Origin of the sequence: Veillonella sp. (genome assembly GCF_018381775.1) — a bacterium.
Classification (GTDB): domain Bacteria; phylum Bacillota; class Negativicutes; order Veillonellales; family Veillonellaceae; genus Veillonella.
In genome coordinates, this window is sequence record NZ_JAGZRH010000009.1 from 21,214 (window position 1) to 37,912 (window position 16,699).

Annotated in this window: 18 protein-coding genes and 9 tRNA genes; 25 read left to right on the forward strand and 2 right to left on the reverse strand. The window is 38.8% G+C overall.

The window, feature by feature from the left end; all coding sequences use genetic code 11:
* The first annotated feature begins 200 nt into the window (after nt 1-200).
* From KH109_RS06665 to KH109_RS06735, 15 genes are all read left to right on the forward strand, one after another.
* Nucleotides 201-2,051, forward strand: a complete 1,851-nt coding sequence (locus KH109_RS06665) for an MAG1210 family protein (RefSeq protein ID WP_295217002.1) — start codon at nt 201-203, stop codon at nt 2,049-2,051.
* Nucleotides 2,044-2,763, forward strand: a complete 720-nt coding sequence (locus tag KH109_RS06670) for a LemA family protein (protein ID WP_105089697.1) — start codon at nt 2,044-2,046, stop codon at nt 2,761-2,763. Before KH109_RS06665 ends, KH109_RS06670 begins: the two co-directional genes overlap by 8 nt.
* A 40-nt stretch (nt 2,764-2,803) precedes the next feature.
* Nucleotides 2,804-4,150, forward strand: coding sequence for an MATE family efflux transporter (locus KH109_RS06675; protein WP_295217007.1), 1,347 nt, complete (start codon nt 2,804-2,806; stop codon nt 4,148-4,150).
* A 101-nt stretch (nt 4,151-4,251) separates the two neighbouring features.
* Nucleotides 4,252-5,139: a prephenate dehydrogenase/arogenate dehydrogenase family protein gene (locus KH109_RS06680; RefSeq protein WP_295217010.1), complete on the forward strand. Its 888-nt coding sequence runs from the start codon at nt 4,252-4,254 to the stop codon at nt 5,137-5,139.
* 190 nt (nt 5,140-5,329) lie between these two features.
* Nucleotides 5,330-6,367: a nicotinate-nucleotide--dimethylbenzimidazole phosphoribosyltransferase gene (locus KH109_RS06685; protein WP_295217012.1), complete on the forward strand. Its 1,038-nt coding sequence runs from the start codon at nt 5,330-5,332 to the stop codon at nt 6,365-6,367.
* Nucleotides 6,364-7,467 carry a nicotinate-nucleotide--dimethylbenzimidazole phosphoribosyltransferase gene (locus KH109_RS06690; RefSeq protein ID WP_295217014.1) on the forward strand — a complete coding sequence of 368 codons (1,104 nt, stop codon included), beginning with the start codon at nt 6,364-6,366 and terminating at the stop codon, nt 7,465-7,467. The genes KH109_RS06685 and KH109_RS06690 overlap by 4 nt, the downstream gene beginning before the upstream one ends.
* Before the next feature lie 198 nt (nt 7,468-7,665).
* Nucleotides 7,666-7,740: transfer RNA gene (locus tag KH109_RS06695), tRNA-Gly, on the forward strand.
* A 5-nt stretch (nt 7,741-7,745) separates the two neighbouring features.
* A tRNA-Asn gene (locus KH109_RS06700) sits at nt 7,746-7,821 on the forward strand.
* A 5-nt stretch (nt 7,822-7,826) separates the two neighbouring features.
* A tRNA-Lys gene (locus KH109_RS06705) sits at nt 7,827-7,902 on the forward strand.
* 4 nt (nt 7,903-7,906) lie between these two features.
* Nucleotides 7,907-7,981 (forward strand) — tRNA-Glu (locus KH109_RS06710).
* Nucleotides 7,982-7,986: 5 nt separating this feature from the next.
* Nucleotides 7,987-8,062: transfer RNA gene (locus KH109_RS06715), tRNA-Val, on the forward strand.
* A gap of 3 nt (nt 8,063-8,065) precedes the next feature.
* A tRNA-Gly gene (locus KH109_RS06720) sits at nt 8,066-8,140 on the forward strand.
* A gap of 7 nt (nt 8,141-8,147) precedes the next feature.
* Nucleotides 8,148-8,223: transfer RNA gene (locus KH109_RS06725), tRNA-Asn, on the forward strand.
* Nucleotides 8,224-8,232: 9 nt separating this feature from the next.
* Nucleotides 8,233-8,307 (forward strand) — tRNA-Glu (locus KH109_RS06730).
* 3 nt (nt 8,308-8,310) lie between these two features.
* Nucleotides 8,311-8,386: transfer RNA gene (locus KH109_RS06735), tRNA-Val, on the forward strand.
* A 53-nt stretch (nt 8,387-8,439) separates the two neighbouring features.
* Here KH109_RS06735 and KH109_RS06740 read toward each other — a convergent pair.
* Nucleotides 8,440-8,763: a YnfA family protein gene (locus tag KH109_RS06740; protein WP_295217017.1), complete on the reverse strand. Its 324-nt coding sequence runs from the start codon at nt 8,761-8,763 to the stop codon at nt 8,440-8,442.
* Nucleotides 8,764-8,985: 222 nt separating this feature from the next.
* Nucleotides 8,986-9,885 (reverse strand): LysR family transcriptional regulator, encoded by a 900-nt coding sequence (locus KH109_RS06745; RefSeq protein ID WP_060923797.1) that lies wholly within the window; start codon nt 9,883-9,885, stop codon nt 8,986-8,988.
* A gap of 297 nt (nt 9,886-10,182) precedes the next feature.
* Here KH109_RS06745 and rpsD point away from each other — a divergent pair, with 297 nt between their 5' ends.
* The 10 genes from rpsD to KH109_RS06795 all read left to right on the forward strand — a co-directional run bounded on the left by rpsD (nt 10,183) and on the right by KH109_RS06795 (nt 16,628).
* Nucleotides 10,183-10,770: a 30S ribosomal protein S4 gene (gene rpsD / locus KH109_RS06750; RefSeq protein WP_005377187.1), complete on the forward strand. Its 588-nt coding sequence runs from the start codon at nt 10,183-10,185 to the stop codon at nt 10,768-10,770.
* 215 nt (nt 10,771-10,985) lie between these two features.
* The gene (gene rplM / locus KH109_RS06755) at nt 10,986-11,426 is read left to right on the forward strand and encodes a 50S ribosomal protein L13 (RefSeq protein ID WP_005381375.1); all 441 of its coding nucleotides are present in this window, start codon (nt 10,986-10,988) and stop codon (nt 11,424-11,426) included.
* A gap of 20 nt (nt 11,427-11,446) precedes the next feature.
* Nucleotides 11,447-11,839 (forward strand): 30S ribosomal protein S9, encoded by a 393-nt coding sequence (gene rpsI / locus KH109_RS06760; protein ID WP_005377846.1) that lies wholly within the window; start codon nt 11,447-11,449, stop codon nt 11,837-11,839.
* Nucleotides 11,840-11,903: 64 nt separating this feature from the next.
* Nucleotides 11,904-12,101 carry a hypothetical protein gene (locus KH109_RS06765; RefSeq protein WP_295217020.1) on the forward strand — a complete coding sequence of 66 codons (198 nt, stop codon included), beginning with the start codon at nt 11,904-11,906 and terminating at the stop codon, nt 12,099-12,101.
* Nucleotides 12,102-12,128: 27 nt separating this feature from the next.
* Complete coding sequence (locus KH109_RS06770; RefSeq protein WP_295217022.1) at nt 12,129-13,661, forward strand: glycine betaine ABC transporter substrate-binding protein; 1,533 nt, start codon at nt 12,129-12,131, stop codon at nt 13,659-13,661.
* Between the two features lie 137 nt (nt 13,662-13,798).
* The gene (locus tag KH109_RS06775) at nt 13,799-14,590 is read left to right on the forward strand and encodes an enoyl-CoA hydratase (protein ID WP_227283217.1); all 792 of its coding nucleotides are present in this window, start codon (nt 13,799-13,801) and stop codon (nt 14,588-14,590) included.
* Nucleotides 14,591-14,760: 170 nt separating this feature from the next.
* Nucleotides 14,761-15,516: a 6-phosphogluconolactonase gene (pgl, locus tag KH109_RS06780; RefSeq protein ID WP_060923795.1), complete on the forward strand. Its 756-nt coding sequence runs from the start codon at nt 14,761-14,763 to the stop codon at nt 15,514-15,516.
* Nucleotides 15,517-15,552: 36 nt separating this feature from the next.
* The gene (locus KH109_RS06785) at nt 15,553-15,795 is read left to right on the forward strand and encodes a twin-arginine translocase TatA/TatE family subunit (RefSeq protein ID WP_024066642.1); all 243 of its coding nucleotides are present in this window, start codon (nt 15,553-15,555) and stop codon (nt 15,793-15,795) included.
* A 14-nt stretch (nt 15,796-15,809) separates the two neighbouring features.
* Nucleotides 15,810-16,118, forward strand: coding sequence for a heavy metal-associated domain-containing protein (locus KH109_RS06790; RefSeq protein ID WP_024066643.1), 309 nt, complete (start codon nt 15,810-15,812; stop codon nt 16,116-16,118).
* A gap of 66 nt (nt 16,119-16,184) precedes the next feature.
* Nucleotides 16,185-16,628, forward strand: coding sequence for a cupin domain-containing protein (locus tag KH109_RS06795; protein ID WP_024066644.1), 444 nt, complete (start codon nt 16,185-16,187; stop codon nt 16,626-16,628).
* Nucleotides 16,629-16,699 lie beyond the last annotated feature (71 nt).

Below are 16,699 nucleotides of genomic sequence, written 5' to 3' on the forward strand. Positions count from 1 at the left end.
CTTTACTGGATGTCCAGTAAAGAGGGGTTTTTTACTTTACGGCGGTTTTCTTAATTGATATACTAATTTATAATTTAGGATATTTATAATTAAGTAAAATTTGAAAGCTTATAAGTATAAGAGGCTATTATTTCAGAATATGAGGCATAATGGAAACGTATAGAAGTATCATTTACTATGCGATTCATTAAGGAGAGGGAATGAGTAACGTGTCGAATGAATATAATGAATCATTACTAGAGCCACTTAAGTATTATCGGGAAGAGTTAAAGGACGCATTTCAACAAGTAACCGAAGAGTACTTTCAACAATTAGTAGATCAATCAAAGATTGATATAGATAACAACAAAGTATTAATAGATAAGTATACTGCTGTATCAGAAAATCGGGACCAATCGAATACATCATATAAACGATTTGGCATTATCAAAAAGGTTGATTTTGTAATCGGTATAGGCGCTATTATTTATGGTGTTTATCAGTTTTCACAAGAACGCGTAGATATTGTATCGCTTATTGTTTGCATTGCGGTCCTAGCTCTCTGTATAGGCTTATACTTTTACTGGATTAAGCCTAATTGTAAGAGCCTTGAGGAAAAGCTTAATGACCTAGATGCGACATTAGCTAAAATGCGCCAAGAAGGTTATGAGATGATGGCTCCCTTGAATAATCTATTTCATAGTGAAATGACTAGTGAACTCTTAAAAAAGGCGATTCCCTTTATTCATTTGGATTCAAACTTTAATATTGAACGTTATGAACAGCTCGTTAAAGATTATGGATTTTTGGAAAAAGGTGATGTAAATCATTCCACATTAGATATTGCATCTGGTGATATCTTAGGAAATCCCTTTGTTTTTATGAAACGCATAATCCACTGGATGGATGATTATACGTATGAGGGTACTTTAGATGTTACGTATACAGAAGAGTATGTTGATTCCAATGGTAATCTAAAAACTCGTGATGTTAACGAAACACTACGGGCCGTTATAAGACAACCAGGTCCGTATTATGCTAATAGAGTGTCCTTAGTGTATGGTAATCATGCGGCACCTAACTTAACATTCCATAGAAAACCGCCGGAAACAGGATTCTTTAATTTTGGTGGTGCCAAGAGTCGATTAGCTAAAGGAATAGCTAGCCTTAGAAAGATGGGTCAGGACTCAGTGGAGAATGGTGGAAGTTTCCAAGCTCTAGCTAATGAAGAGTTCGATGCACAATTTAATGCATTAGATCGTAACAATGAGGTTGAGTTCCGCGTACTATTTACGCCATTAGCACAAAACAACTATAAGGATATTTTTGAAAACTCCCCACACGGAGATGACTTTGTATTTAACAAAGAATGCAAAATTAATGAGATTAAAGCTGACAACTCTCAAAATTGGGACTTTGATACATCACCATCCCAGTATTATGATTTTTCATTCCAAAAGATAAAAGAGAAGTTCATTAATTACAACTGCAGTTACTTTGATCACATGTATTTCTCGTTCTTGCCAATTTTAGCAATACCTGTGTATCAACAAATGGCTTCTAATGATTATATTTATAGTAAGTCTTATAATTTTAAATATAATGATTACATTACGGAAATGCTAGCAAATAAAATGGGACTTAATTTATTTGTTCCTCCTGATGCGGCTCAGCGAAATAATGTAAAAACAATTCTTAAGACTAGCCACCATAAAAATGAAGGTGACTCTGAGGTAATTAAGGTAGATGCCTATTCTTATAGGGCCATCGAACACGTAGATCAAGTACCTGTACGAGCTGGTAATGGTAGAACCTATTATGTTCCAGTCCGCTGGGACGAGTATGTTCCTGTTACAAAACACGAATTTATAGAGGTTTCAGAAATTAAATCTGCTGGAGAGGATTTTAATCATATTAAAGGTCTAGATCAGTATCAAAAATCTGAAAATAATAGAGATAGGTCTTTTGCATACGATCACTTTATGGCAGGTAAACTATATCGACAAAATCAGTCTCTCGACGATTTATTAAATACTATTTACAAAGAATTTGGAGGTACTCAAAATGGCTAACCAACTCGACGAAATGAATCCGGAAATTATGTCTGAAGGCAGAGATGTGCATGTTATCGCTAAGGTAATCCCTGTTGAAACTAGTGGCTTTGAAAAACTTCTTCCAACGATCCTTATGGCAGTTGGTGTTATCGGTATCGTTTTAGGCATAGTTATAGACAAGTATCTAGTATCTATTATTGGCGCCATTGTATTGATTTATCCATGGTGGCGATTAAAACAAATTAGCTCAGAGTTTAATATGATGGAACAAAGAATTCAAAATGCTGCATCTGAAATTGATAACTATATGGAGCAACGTGTTGTGATTCTTTCTAATGCGGCTAAACTTGTGGAAAAATCTATTGAAGTTGATAAGGATATCCTTGTAGACATTGCTAAGTATAGAAGTGGTAATTTCTCTGAAGAATCTAGAAGTGATGTGAATGCACAACTTAACAAGGCTACAAGAGCCCTCAACGTAGCTATAGAAAATTATCCTGAATTACAAAGCCAAGATACAATTCGTGATGCAATGCAACAAAATTCTTACTTACAAAAAGAAATTACGGCAGCTAGAACGTTGTATAATGATGCTGTAAATACTTGGAATAGAGAAATCTTTGAATTCCCATTTAAAAAGATTGTAGCTGCAAAAGAAGGTAGAACTACAAGAATTCCATTTATTGCAGATCAAGAAACTAAAGAAAAATCTAAGGGCGTTTTCTTCTAGTGTGTAAAAAAGTTTGGCATTAGAATATGAAGGAGATTCTATGAAGTCTTATGAAAAAGGGATTAGCTTATCTATCTGGACTTTGAGTTGGCCTATATTTATCGAAGTGTTCCTACAGCTGTTAGTAGGTAATATAGACCAAGTGATGATGAGCCATTACTCTCCTCAAGCGGTAGCAGCTGTGGCTAATGCCAATCAAATTCTAAATATATTTATTATGCTCATCATTGTAATGAGCACAGCTACGACGATTTTGATAGCTCAATATTTAGGGGCTCGGAATCAGTCGAAGTTATCAGAGGTATGTACGGTCAGTTTGGTGTTGAACTTCTTATTTTCATCTGTTGCGGCCGTATTCTTTATTACCTGTCATGAATGGATTTTTACATGGTTAGGTGTACCTACCGAAACAATGAGTGATACGTCGATATATACGACCATTGTGGCTGCAGGATTACCAATTCAGGCTATGTATTATGCGCTGGTTGCCGTATTTAGAGGCCATTCATTAACGCGTGTTACCATGTATATCGCGTTAGTTATGAATGTTATCCATATCACAACTAACTATGTATTAATATTTGGTCATGGTCCCATACCAAGCCTTGGTGTACTAGGGGTATCAATTTCTACATGGTTATCTAAGGTGGTTGGACTCGTAATTATCGGCTATACATTTAAGAGATTGCTTACTTTAGAGGTGAGCTTCAAATTTTTAAAACCATTCCCGTGGCATACGATTAAGTCTTTATTGCATATCAGTGTTCCTTCTGGTGGTGAAACCTTAAGTTATCAGTTATCTCAGACAACGATTATGAAAATGGTCAACATCTTTGGGCTAGCTGTTATTAATACAAAGGTGTATGTATCGGTTATTGCCATGCTTTGCTATGTATATACAATAGCGTTAGCAAATGCATCTCAAGTTATTGTGGGATACCTGATGGGAGCTAAACGACAAGCTGAGGTGACAAATCGCGTATGGCATTCTATGTTGTTAGCCATTGCCATTAGTGTAGGTCTGGCTACGTTCTTTTATAGTACCAGTGATATTGTACTATCCATATTTACTACGGATCCAGAAATCCTATCATTAGCGCATAATGTATTATTGGTTGAGATTTTCCTTGAATTAGGACGCGCCGTTAATATTGTTATGGTTAGCTGTTTACAGGCGGCAGGGGATATTCGGACGCCGATGCTCGTGGGTGTCTTTGGCATGTGGCTATGTGCTGTACCATTGTCCTACCTGTTTGGTATTTACTGGGGATGGGGCCTCGTAGGTATATGGATTGCCATGGCGGTAGATGAAATTTTACGAGGTTTATTATTTGTATATCGCTGGTATAGTGGGAAGTGGAAAAATAGACGTCTCATAGAGGCATAGTCTTATATTTACACGATTTCAATATATATTTAGTAGTTTGTAGATATAGTTAGCCTTACATTAGAGAGTGTAAGGCTAATTATTTGTGAAAGTAGGTTTATATGAGTAAGACGGTAGGCATTATTGGCTTAGGTTTACTAGGTGGTTCGTTGGCGAAGGCTTTAAAGGCCTATACCGATTATGAGGTGGTAGGCTATGCTCGTCGCCAAGAGGTTTGTGATGCGGCTATTCAAGATGGTGTTGTGAAAACTGCTTGGACTGAGGTAGAACCATTGATTGATAATTCTGATATTGTCGTATTTTCATTGCCACCGGATACAAATGCAAGACTATTTACAGAAACGGCACATCTCTTCAGACCAGGACAAGTGGTGACGGATGTGTCTAGTGCAAAGGAAAACTTTGTACGAGCTGTATACAGATCCATTCCGAAAGGAACTATTTTTGTGTCTGTCCATCCTATGGCTGGCTCTGAAAAGGGTGGCTATGAAGTGTCTCATAAAAACCTATTTAAAGGTATGGGTTGGATTGTACTAGAGGATAAGGCCTCTGATGTATATAGTGAAGAAGTAGCTCAAGAGCTAGCTGAAATGGGACGCGCTGTAGGATCACGTATTGAATTCGTCGATATCTATGCTCACGACGCGTATTTAGCTATGGTGAGTCATATGCCACATTTATTGGCATCTATTTTAACTCAAGTTTCCGGTGGTGATGAATTAGGCGAGTTGCGCATGAAATTATCTGCAGGAGGCTTTAGAGATTGTACACGTGTTGCCGGTGGTTTGCCATCTATGTGGCGTGAAATCATTTACGGTAATAGACACAATGTAATTGAAGGTCTTTCACAGATTGAATCCGAAATCAAACGGGTAAAAGAGATACTTTTACAAGAAGATGAAGGTCAAGCTTTAGAATCCTATCTTGAACGAGGAAGAGAAATTCGCGGTAAATTACCATATTTAACAGGACAAATAAAGAATAGCTAATGATAAATAATTATTAGCTAAGGCTATACATTGATTAGCACTCATAGAATACTAACAATGAATAATTAACATTCATTTGAACTTGATGTATATTTATGTAGCTGAAGCAACGCGGTTTATGCAGTATAATGTGTATACTAGGGTTCGTAAAGAATATACATTTAACATATTATTTAGTTAAGGAGATACCATGAGTTTGTTACAAGAAACTTGTGACGCTATTAGAGGTCGCAGTCATGAGATTGAACAACATATAATTGATAGTTGGAATACAGCATCACCTGTAGAGCAATATGGTCGACTTGTAAATGTGGTAGCTCAATATGGGGCAGCTACCAATCAAGATCCTGTTACAATTCCTAAGCCATGCATGATTATTGCCTCTGCAGATCATGGTGTTGCTGATATGGGTGTCAGTGCGTATCCAAAGGAAACAACTATTGGAATGACACAAAACTACTTAATTCCTAAAGGGGCGGGTGCCAATTCGTTAGCTAATTACTGTGGTGCTCAAATGGAAGTCATCGATATGGGCATTGATGCAGATATGAGCTGGGTACCAGGACTCCGTAGTCATAAACTTGGTATGGGCACAAAAAACTTTGTTGAAGAACCGGCCATGACACGTGAACAAGCCATTGAAGGCATTGAAACAGGTATCCGCCTTGTAAAAGAGAAAATCGACGAAGGCTTTAATGTTTTCTTAGTAGGGGAAATGGGCATTTCCAATACTACTGCTAGTGCTCTTATGACTGCCAAGTTTGCAGGACTCACTGCAGAGGAAGCTACAGGGCGAGGCACTAATATTTCTGATGAGCGTCTAAAATTAAAGCAACGCATTGTGCATGATGTATTAGAAAAATATAAAAATATTCCGAAAGATGATGCAATCGGAATTTTATCCTCTGTGGGCGGCTTTGAATTTACATGTATCGTAGGTGTTATTCTAGGTGCTGCAGCGAATAATGCACTTGTTATTATTGATGGTTTTAATACATCTGCTTGTGCATTGGTTGCTAAAACATTAGTTCCACAGGCGATGGATTATGTAATGGCATCTCATTTATCAGCTGAAAAAGCGGCTAAATCCTCTTTAGAAAATTTAGGCCTTGAAGCCTATGTTGATTTAGGTCTATGTCTCGGTGAGGCCTCTGGTGGCTCCATTCAAATGGGAATGCTAGATCTTGCCGTTCATATGTATTTGGCTGTTACAGGAGGTAAGGCATGAGAACTTTTACAATTGAACCATTACATGCGCCATCCATGGAAGCATGCCGATTACGTATCGATAATTTAACAAAACCTATTTATAGCCTTGCAACATTAGAGTTAATAGCTGAGCGTTTTGCAGGCATTCTGGCAGAACCTCAACCAAATCATTTGCGATATGGCGTACTTGTGGTGGCGTCGGACCACTTGGTAGATGGTCCTCAAAATAGTCAGCATGGTAGTGAAAGCTACGCCGCTATCAAGCGTTTCAATGAAGGTAGAACGGCTACGCAGGGGGCGGCATTTAAGTTAAATGCAGACGTACATGTTGTAAATGTAGGTCTTGAGCAAGATACTAGTAATCTAGAATATATTGATCAACAAGTCATTCGTAAAGGATCTCATTTCTTTGGTGTAGAACCTGTCATTTCTCAAGATGAACTAGAGAGAGCTCTAGAGCTTGGCTTTACCTATGCTGATAAACTACATGCTGATGGATTACAAGTGGTCGCTATTGGCAACATAGGGGAGAGGGCGTTCCTTGACTCCCTCGTAACGACGGCTACAATTACGGGCTGTGCCTATGATGATATTCTTGTTCATACTGAATGTGGACCTACGGTAGAGCAACGGGCTGCTCATATTCATTCCTTTGTAGATCGCTTTGATATCGCTGTTGATGATTGGTCTGCTTTGAGTGAAAGCGAGCGCCGTGATGCGGTATTGCATTTGCTTCATATTGCAGGCGGCTTAGATATTGCATTTTTAACAGGCTTTATTTTAGGTGCTGCCAGTCATCGTATGGCTATCGTTTTTGACAATGCTGTAACAGGTGCTGCTGTATTGGCTGCTGTTACCATTGAACCATTGGTAAAAGACTATGTATTCCCATCGGCTGCCTATGAGGAACCAATTCATAAGGAACAATGCCGATTCCTTGGAATAAAACCATGTTTACACTACAATTTACAAATTGATGAAGCATTGGGTTCGACCATGGGTCTATCTATTATCAATGCATCTATGCATATGTTAAATGATATGAAAACCTTCGTTGAAGCTGAAGTAAAAGCGGCAGAAGATGGTGCCGGTAAAGGTAGACAAAAGAATAAAGAGTAATCTATATAAAAGAGGGAATATTAAATCCCTCTTTTTATATGTTTTATGCTCAATTATGCAAAATTAACTGAGATTTTCATGGAAAAACCATTGACACTATATGTGTAAATTGATATTATTATAGGGCAGTCAGGACAGACTTAAATTCTTCTTGACGACAGATTGATGATTATGTTATATTAATTATCGGTTCTGTATGCGGGAATAGCTCAGCGGTAGAGCACCGCCTTGCCAAGGCGGGGGTCGCGAGTTCGAATCTCGTTTCCCGCTCCATACATTCCTCGATAGCTCAGTTGGTAGAGCAATCGGCTGTTAACCGATCGGTCGTAGGTTCGAGTCCTACTCGAGGAGCCATTTATGACTCACTAGCTCAGTTGGCAGAGCACCTGACTTTTAATCAGGGTGTCCCGCGTTCGAGTCGCGGGTGAGTCACCATTCTGGCCCGTTGGTCAAGCGGTTAAGACACCGCCCTTTCACGGCGGTATCCCGGGTTCGATTCCCGGACGGGTCACCACATATGGACGATTAGCTCAGCTGGGAGAGCGCCTGCCTTACAAGCAGGATGTCGGCAGTTCGATCCTGTCATCGTCCACCACATGCGGGAATAGCTCAGCGGTAGAGCACCGCCTTGCCAAGGCGGGGGTCGCGAGTTCGAATCTCGTTTCCCGCTCCATTAATATTCCTCGATAGCTCAGTTGGTAGAGCAATCGGCTGTTAACCGATCGGTCGTAGGTTCGAGTCCTACTCGAGGAGCCAATTTCATATGGCCCGTTGGTCAAGCGGTTAAGACACCGCCCTTTCACGGCGGTATCCCGGGTTCGATTCCCGGACGGGTCACCACATGGACGATTAGCTCAGCTGGGAGAGCGCCTGCCTTACAAGCAGGATGTCGGCAGTTCGATCCTGTCATCGTCCACCAACGCAAGCGGTTATCTTCGGATAACCGCTTTTTGTTATATAATACAATAGCTATTAACGCGGCGCGTACATGATGATATAAACACCCACAAGGCAGACGAGACCGCCGATGATATCATATGTGTCTGGTCGTAAACCATCGATGAGCCAGCCCCATAGGATAGAAAGGGCAATAAATACGCCGCCGTAGGCTGCATAAACCTTACCGAAGCTTGCTTCTGGTTGGAAGGTAGGGATAATGCCGTATAAGAACAGGATGAAAGCACCAGCCAGTAAATATATAGGGCTTTTATCGTCGCGCATATAGAGCCATACTAAATAGCCGCCACCGATTTCAGCTAAACCGGCTAATATAAAAAAGAAAATAGATAAGAGCATAATAACCTCACAGTATTAATTGAAATCTATTCTCTATTGTACAACTTGTTAGCGGAGAGGGCAATTATTTAATGACCAAGGTGAATCGTTACTAGTAGTAAAGAAAAGAATGTTAAAAGACAAAGATATTAAAAGATAAAAATGTTAAATATAGATATTAATAGAGGATATAATAAAATTAAAACCCCGTACACATATATGCGTACGGGGTTTGTTTCGTTCTTATAAACGAGCTGGTGATTCGCTGTGTACATAATCCATGAAGGTATGCATTGTTTCCGATTTAGAGTTATTTTTCTTGAATGCGAAGCACACTTGTAGTTTAAATGGTTTTTCTAAAGGTATGTAGCCATCATTGATATTTAAAGAATTTAGAATTTGGCGTGCTACGATGCAGCCTGATTTATTTTTTTGACAGTAGTCGATCATTGTATATGGGTTAGATAAGCGGCTACCTCTAATGTGTAGATTTTGTTGACCGTTACCAACATAATTTTTCAATGTGCGATACATAAAGTACTTAGGTGGATACATAAGTAATGGTTGTTGTTGAATTGCTTTCAAGCTAGCAACTTCCATATTATCGATGATGTTTGGTGCATAGTATACGAATTCGTCCTCGCGAAGGGCTGTAGATTCATATGCTGACATATCCTTGTTATTTGGTAAGTAGAGGAGGGCAATGTCGATACGATTTTCGCGTAAGTCGAGCATCAACTCTTCTTCTTCCATGTCATAAATGCTGACAGAGAACTCAGGGTGATTTTGGAAGAAGTGAGATACATATCCGTTAAGGCGAATGTCCCCTAAACTACGCAATACACCAATATTTAAGATTGGACGTTCTACCTTGCTGGCTAAACGAATCGATTGAATAGCGCGTTCCAATGTGTCGAGAACTTGTTCTGCTTCTGGTAGGAATAATTCACCTTCTGGTGTCAAACGGCTACCTCGTGTAGAGCGGGAAATTAATTTCACACCAACTAGACGCTCTAATTTTTTCATTTGAGCGCTGAAAGCTGATTGTGTAATGTTCATAGATTGTGCAGCTAATGTAAAGCTTCCTGTTTTATTATAGGTAATAAAACTTTGTAGCTCTTGCATTGTAGGTAACTCTTTCATAGTATTCCCCCAATATTGACATAAAACTCCAATGATACCTATTACCTTTCTTACTAATATTGTAGCATACTATAATTGTTTTTTCATCTAAATCTATAAAATATGATGAAGCATGCACAATCGATATAGTGAGCAATATTATCGCAAAAAAGTGTAATATAATTTCGCTATTATGCACTTATTTCAATAAGTTTCACAATTATCATTAATTGACATAAGTAAATGAAAATGATATTATACATGAGTACCTTTATGTGTAGGTACAAGTTTATATTAATCTTATGAGGTGATAATCACATGGCAACGAGAAGAGAGGCTCGATTCAAACTTTGTCGTCGCTTTGGTGTGAACGTATTCGGTCACGCAAAAGCCTTGAATCGCGTCAAAAAAGACCAACGTCAGAAAAAAATGTCTGAGTATGGCACACAATTATTAGAAAAACAAAAAGTTAAAGCTTACTACAACTTGCTAGAACGCCAGTTCGTACGCTATTATGATAAAGCGAAAAAAATGCAAGGTGTTACAGGTCAAAACATGTTGATCCTTTTGGAACAACGTCTTGATAACCTTGTATATCGCATCGGCTTCGGTAACTCCATTCGTCAAGCTCGTCAAATGGTAAACCATGGTCACATCTTGGTAAATGGTCGTCGTGTAGACATTCCATCCTACTCCTGTAAACCAGGTGATGTTATTGAACTTCGTGAAGCTTCCCGCGACAACGAAATGTTCAAAACTAATTTCCAAGAACTTCGTTCTTTCGAACTTCCTTACATTGAAAAAGACTTGGAAGGCTTCAAAGCTACATTCACTCGTCTTCCTCAACGTGAAGAACTTCCTATCGAAGTTAACGAAACACTTATCGTCGAATTGTACTCCAAATAATTTGGCGCTTATGGGAAAACCACTCAGAATTGGGTGGTTTTTTCTTTATGACATGTCACTGTTAAAGGGCTATAACAGTGTAAAAAACAATTGACATAGAACACCAAAATCTGTATACTATTTTGAGTAAGCTTTAGTCGTGTTTCCATTAGCCCCGGAAGCAAAGGACAAGCTGATTTTGGTAGAATTATGACGTTATTAGGAGGATATGCAGCATGAAAACTACATTTATGGCCAATCCGAACACAATTGAACGGAAATGGTATGTTGTTGACGCTGAAGGTAAAACTTTAGGACGCCTTGCTGCCGAAGTTGCAAAAGTTCTTCGGGGCAAAAATAAACCAACTTTCACACCACACGTAGACACTGGTGACCATGTGATCGTTGTAAACGCAGAAAAAATTCGCGTAACTGGTAAAAAATTGGAACAAAAGGAATACTTCCGTCACTCTGGTTACCCAGGTGGTTCCCGTTTCACTAAATTGTCCATGATGCTTGAAAAACAACCTGAACGTGTTGTTGAAATGGCAGTTCGTGGTATGCTTCCAAAAAATAAATTGGGTGCACAACAATACCGTAAATTAAACGTATACGCTGGTCCTGAGCATCCACATGCAGCTCAAAAACCAGAAGTATTAGAAATTTCCGTACGATAATCTAGAGGGAGGAACATATAATGGCAGTAGCACAATATTACGGCACTGGTCGTAGAAAATCTTCCGTTGCTAGAGTTCGTCTGGTACCGGGCACAGGTAAAATCACTGTTAACAAACGTGAACTTAATGAATATTTCGGTCGCCAAACTTTGGAATTGATCGTAAAACAACCTTTGAACTTGACTAACACAGTTGAACAATACGATGTAATCGCAACTGTAGCTGGTGGCGGTCCTTCCGGTCAAGCTGGTGCAATTCGTCACGGTATCTCCCGTGCGTTATTGGACGTAGATGGCGAACTTCGTCAATCTTTGAAAAAAGCTGGCTTCTTGACTCGTGACCCACGTATGAAAGAACGTAAAAAATACGGTCTTAAAAAAGCCCGCAAAGCAAGCCAATTCTCCAAACGTTAATATTTGGAATACAGGTTATTACACCTGCAGACAATGTCTGCAGGTGTTTTTTGTTGATTAGATTATGGTGACACTAATAATTATCTGTTATGATGATAGTAATGATAAAAGAAAGCGTATTTATAGTGTATCCACTCTTGGACGAGAACAAGAGATTGAAGGTAATGAAATCAGTGATGCTTTGAGTGATATTTTCTATGATGGATTCAGTGATGTTGATTCTGGTAAGAATGCAGGTAAAAAGGTAGTCGTTCTTTCATAATATATTTACCTGTGTATAGGGGGTTGTATGATAGAAAATATATATCATTTATTAGTGGAGAATTGGAGCTTTTTCTCAGGTCTATTATGGGAACATATTGGCATAGCTTTGCTTTCTAGTATAATTGCTATTATTCTAGGAGTAGTTGCGGGTATTTTACTTAACGAGTATCGTCGAGCAGTTAATCCGACCATGATGGTTATTAATTTCTTGTATACTATACCATCCATATCCATGCTGGGATTTTTGATTCCCTTTTCAGGAATTGGTAACGCAACGGCAGTGATTGCTCTTGTGATATATGCATTATTGCCGATGGTGAGAAATACATATACTGGGTTAAGCAGTATTGACAAGGAAATGATTGAAGCAGCTATATCACTGGGGTTATCTCGTGTACAACGTTTACGATATATTGAATTGCCTTTAGCCTTTCCAGTAATCATGGTCGGTATACGAAATATGCTAGTTATGACTATAGCGCTTACTGGGGTAGCATCATTTATTGGTGCCGGAGGTCTTGGTGTAGCTATTTATCGAGGTATTACTACAAATAATACGACTATGACTGTAGCCGGCAGTTTACTAATTGCTTTTTTAGCATTGATTATGGATGGTGTATTGGGCTTTTTTGAGAAAATCATACTATATAGAGGGCATTGCAAACGTACTTTTAAACGTATTGGTATTGTATCCTCAATTGTGATAATTGGTGGCATTGGTGTGTTTATGTGGCCGTCGCAACAATCCAATGTAATTCATGTAGCTACAAAACCGATGACAGAACAGTTGATTTTGGGCGATATGCTGAAACTTCTTATTGAACAAGATACAGATTTAACTGTTGAAGTAACAGCCGGAGTAGGCGGAGGAACCTCAAATATTCAACCGGCCATGGAGTCCGGTCAATTCGATATCTATCCTGAATATACAGGCACCGGTTGGAATGCAGTACTAAAACGAGACACGCAATATAGTGAAAATTTATTTGATGAATTACAGCGCGCTTACGAGGATACATATCAATTTAAATGGGTCGGTATGTATGGTTTCAATAATACATATGGAATGGCTGTACGTAAGGATATTGCTAACAAATATAATTTAAAAACATATTCAGACTTAGCGAGGGTTTCGTCACAGTTGATTTTAGGTGGGGAATATGATTTCTTCGGGCGCCAAGATGGGTATTCGGGATTACAGCGAGTATACGGCATGGACTTTAAAGATACGAAGGATATGGATATAGGTTTGAAATATCAGGCTATTGAAAGCGGACATGTAGATGCTATGCCTATATTTACTACTGACGGTCAGTTGAGCCATGCGTCTATTGTTGTTCTTGAGGACGATAAACATTTATATCCGTCGTATCTTTGTGGTAATGTCGTTAGAATGGATGTGTTAAAGAAGCATCCTGAGCTAGAAGCGGTATTACTAAAATTGACACATACGATTACGGATCAGGATATGTCATATATGAACTATGAGGTGGAATCGGAAGGACAGAAACCTCATGATGTTGCTGAGCGATACTTACGCACCAAAGGTTTGTTATAATAACGTGGGTTGATAGAGGGTACATAGTATTGTTTTGTGATTATAAGATTACGTTTACATCTATAATTAATTCCCCTATAATAGATATATAATAATCGAATTTTTTCGAAAACAGATTTTCATATAGGAGAACTCATATGATTTATAATACAATTCAATACGTAGTGGACAACGGCATTGGTACGTTGACATTTAATCGCCCTACAGTGGCGAATGGTTTTAATATCGAGATGTGCAAGGAGATCCTTGAGGTTTTAGATAACGCACATAATGATGATAGTGTTCGTGCATTGCTCATCAATGCTGAAGGCAAGGTATTCTCTGCTGGCGGTGATTTAACAGAAATGGAACGCGCTGTAAACGATGGTGATACAGAGTCTTTATTTGAAATCGTTGAGCTCGTAGCTCAAATTTCTATGGCTATGAAACGCTTACCTAAACCTGTTATCATGAGCCTTCAAGGCGCTGCAGCAGGTGCGGCGTTCAACATGGCGTTAGCTGCAGACTTTGTTGTAGCGGCTAACAATGTACGCTTTATCCAAGCTTTCGTAAACGTAGGTCTTGCTCCAGATGCAGGTGGTTTGTTCTTGTTAACTCGTTCCATTGGTATGAACCGTGCTATGCATATCGTTATGACTGGTGAAGCCGTTTCTGCTGAAAAAGGTAAAGAACTTGGCTTTGTATATAAAGTTTGTGAATTAGAAGATCTAGAAACTGCTACAAGACGTCTTGTAGAGAAATTAGCAAAAGGTCCTGCACAATCTTACCGCGTTATGAAAGAAATGATGTGGAATAGCTTCTTATCTGGCTGGGAAGAGTACAAGAAGTTTGAAGTAGAAAATCAATGCTCCTTAGGTCTTTCTGAAGACTTTAAGGAAGGTGTACGAGCTTTCACAGAACGCCGTCGCCCTAAATTTGGTCAAAAATAATAATTATTCTCTTGTAATTCTTTGAAATATCATGTATTTTATAAGCAGTTACTAATATAATTCGAACCGATGTGGCTCTATATATTGAGTTACATCGGTTTTTGCTTTTATAAAAAAGCAAAAGTGTATATAATAGTACTATTATAATAGTTTTAGGAGGTCATTATTACATGGCTCAAGATACAATTAAATGTTATGACGGTCCTAGTGATGTAGTCCAAGCATTGGCGGAGGATTTTATTGATTTTACTAATGATGAAATTAGCCGTACTGAAACGTGCATCGTTGGTATTACTGGGGGTACTGTTATAAATGGTTTGTTAGAATTACTTAACTCTCCTGAATATATTGAGCGCCTTAATTGGGAACGGATATTCTTCTTGTGGACTGATGAGCGTTTCTTACCACAAGCGCATGAGGATAATTACTTCAATCGCGTAAAACCTCATTTGCTATGCAAGGCAAAGGGGGCTGCTCATTTCTTGCCAATTAATACGGATTCTAAAACCGTACATGAAGCGGCTGAAGAATATGAAAAAGAGGTTCGCAATGTCCTAAAGGCATGTAAAAAATCTGGTCTTGATTTAGCGTTGCTTGATTTAGGCGAGGATGGTCATACGGCAGGATTATTTGCAGGCTCTCACGCACTGCGTGTAGCTGATCAAGATGTAGTGGCCGTTGAAGATGGCAAGGTATGGGAACGCATTTCTATGACATTTTCTTTCCTAGCAAAATCTGATGCTGTCTGGTTTACTGTGACTGGTGAAAGCAAGCGAACTGCATTGACAAAGGTATTATACCAACGCGAAGATTACGAGGATTTAACGTGGGAAAAACGCATTGGTCGTACATTGCCTGGTGCTGTGCTTTCACAAGAAGCTGTGACCTGGTATGTGGACAAGGCAGCCTATAATGATGTACACTAAAAGATGTAAGTTTTAGTAAATATAAAGGAGATACATATGGGATCTATAGGAACACCTGAATTAATAGTTATATTAGTGATCGCTTTAGTTATCTTCGGACCTGGTAAATTACCTGAAGTAGGTAAAGCTATTGGTAAGGGCATCAATGAATTTAAAGATGCTATTTCGGGCCCTAAAAAAGCTGTTGATGAAACGAAAGAAGCCGTTAAAAAGGCGACTACTATCGACGTAACAGCAGGGGCTAAAAACGACGATAAACATAAAGAATCTAATGATTAATAGGAGGTATCACTATGTGTAAAGATTGTGGTTGCGGTGAAGATAATGGCGTTGTAACAAAGGTATTTACTGTACCTGGTATGATGTGCAATAACTGTAAAGAAACTGTTGAAGGTGCATCCCTTGGTTTACCTGGCGTTTTGAGCGCAGAGGTAAATTTGCCAGAGAAAACAGCGACTGTTTCTTTTGATCCAGCAAAAGCATCTGTTGATGTTATTACAAAAGCTATTGAACGTACAGGCTTTGAAGTAGAAAGCGTTGCAGATGGTGTACAAGAACATAGTCATGGTTTACTAGGAACATTGAAACGTTTCTTCAAATAATCGAACCCATAGGGCTGTATTGAAACACTGTTTCGATGCAGCCTTTTTTCATAAAGAGGTAATAAAATGATACGCAAGTTTGATGCTAAAAATTTCAAGTGGGATGGCGTCGATACCTTGGTATATAAACAAGATGGTAGCCCTTTTAAAGATGTAACACGTCAAGTTTTATACGATGGGGCCTTTGATATTCCATGCCAATTCCGCTATTTTGAATGCTTGCCAGGTGGGTATTCTACGCTTGAATATCATGAACATACACATATGGTTATGATATTCCGTGGGAAGGGGCAAGTCTTATTAGGCGATGAAATCCATGATGTAGAAGCTGGTGATTTTATTGAAATTCCAGGTAAAACGATACATCAATTTCGGGCTAATAAAGGCGATTATATCGGGTTCCTTTGCTTAGTTAACCAAGATCGGGACAAGGTAAAATTATTAACCCCTGAAGAGATGGATACATTGCGCTCTAATCCAAAGATTAAAGAATTTTTGGAAAGTTGCTAATTTATATGGCGGTTATGTGTGATGACCGCCATATAGTTTTTTATAATCAACAGTAACTATTGATATGTGTA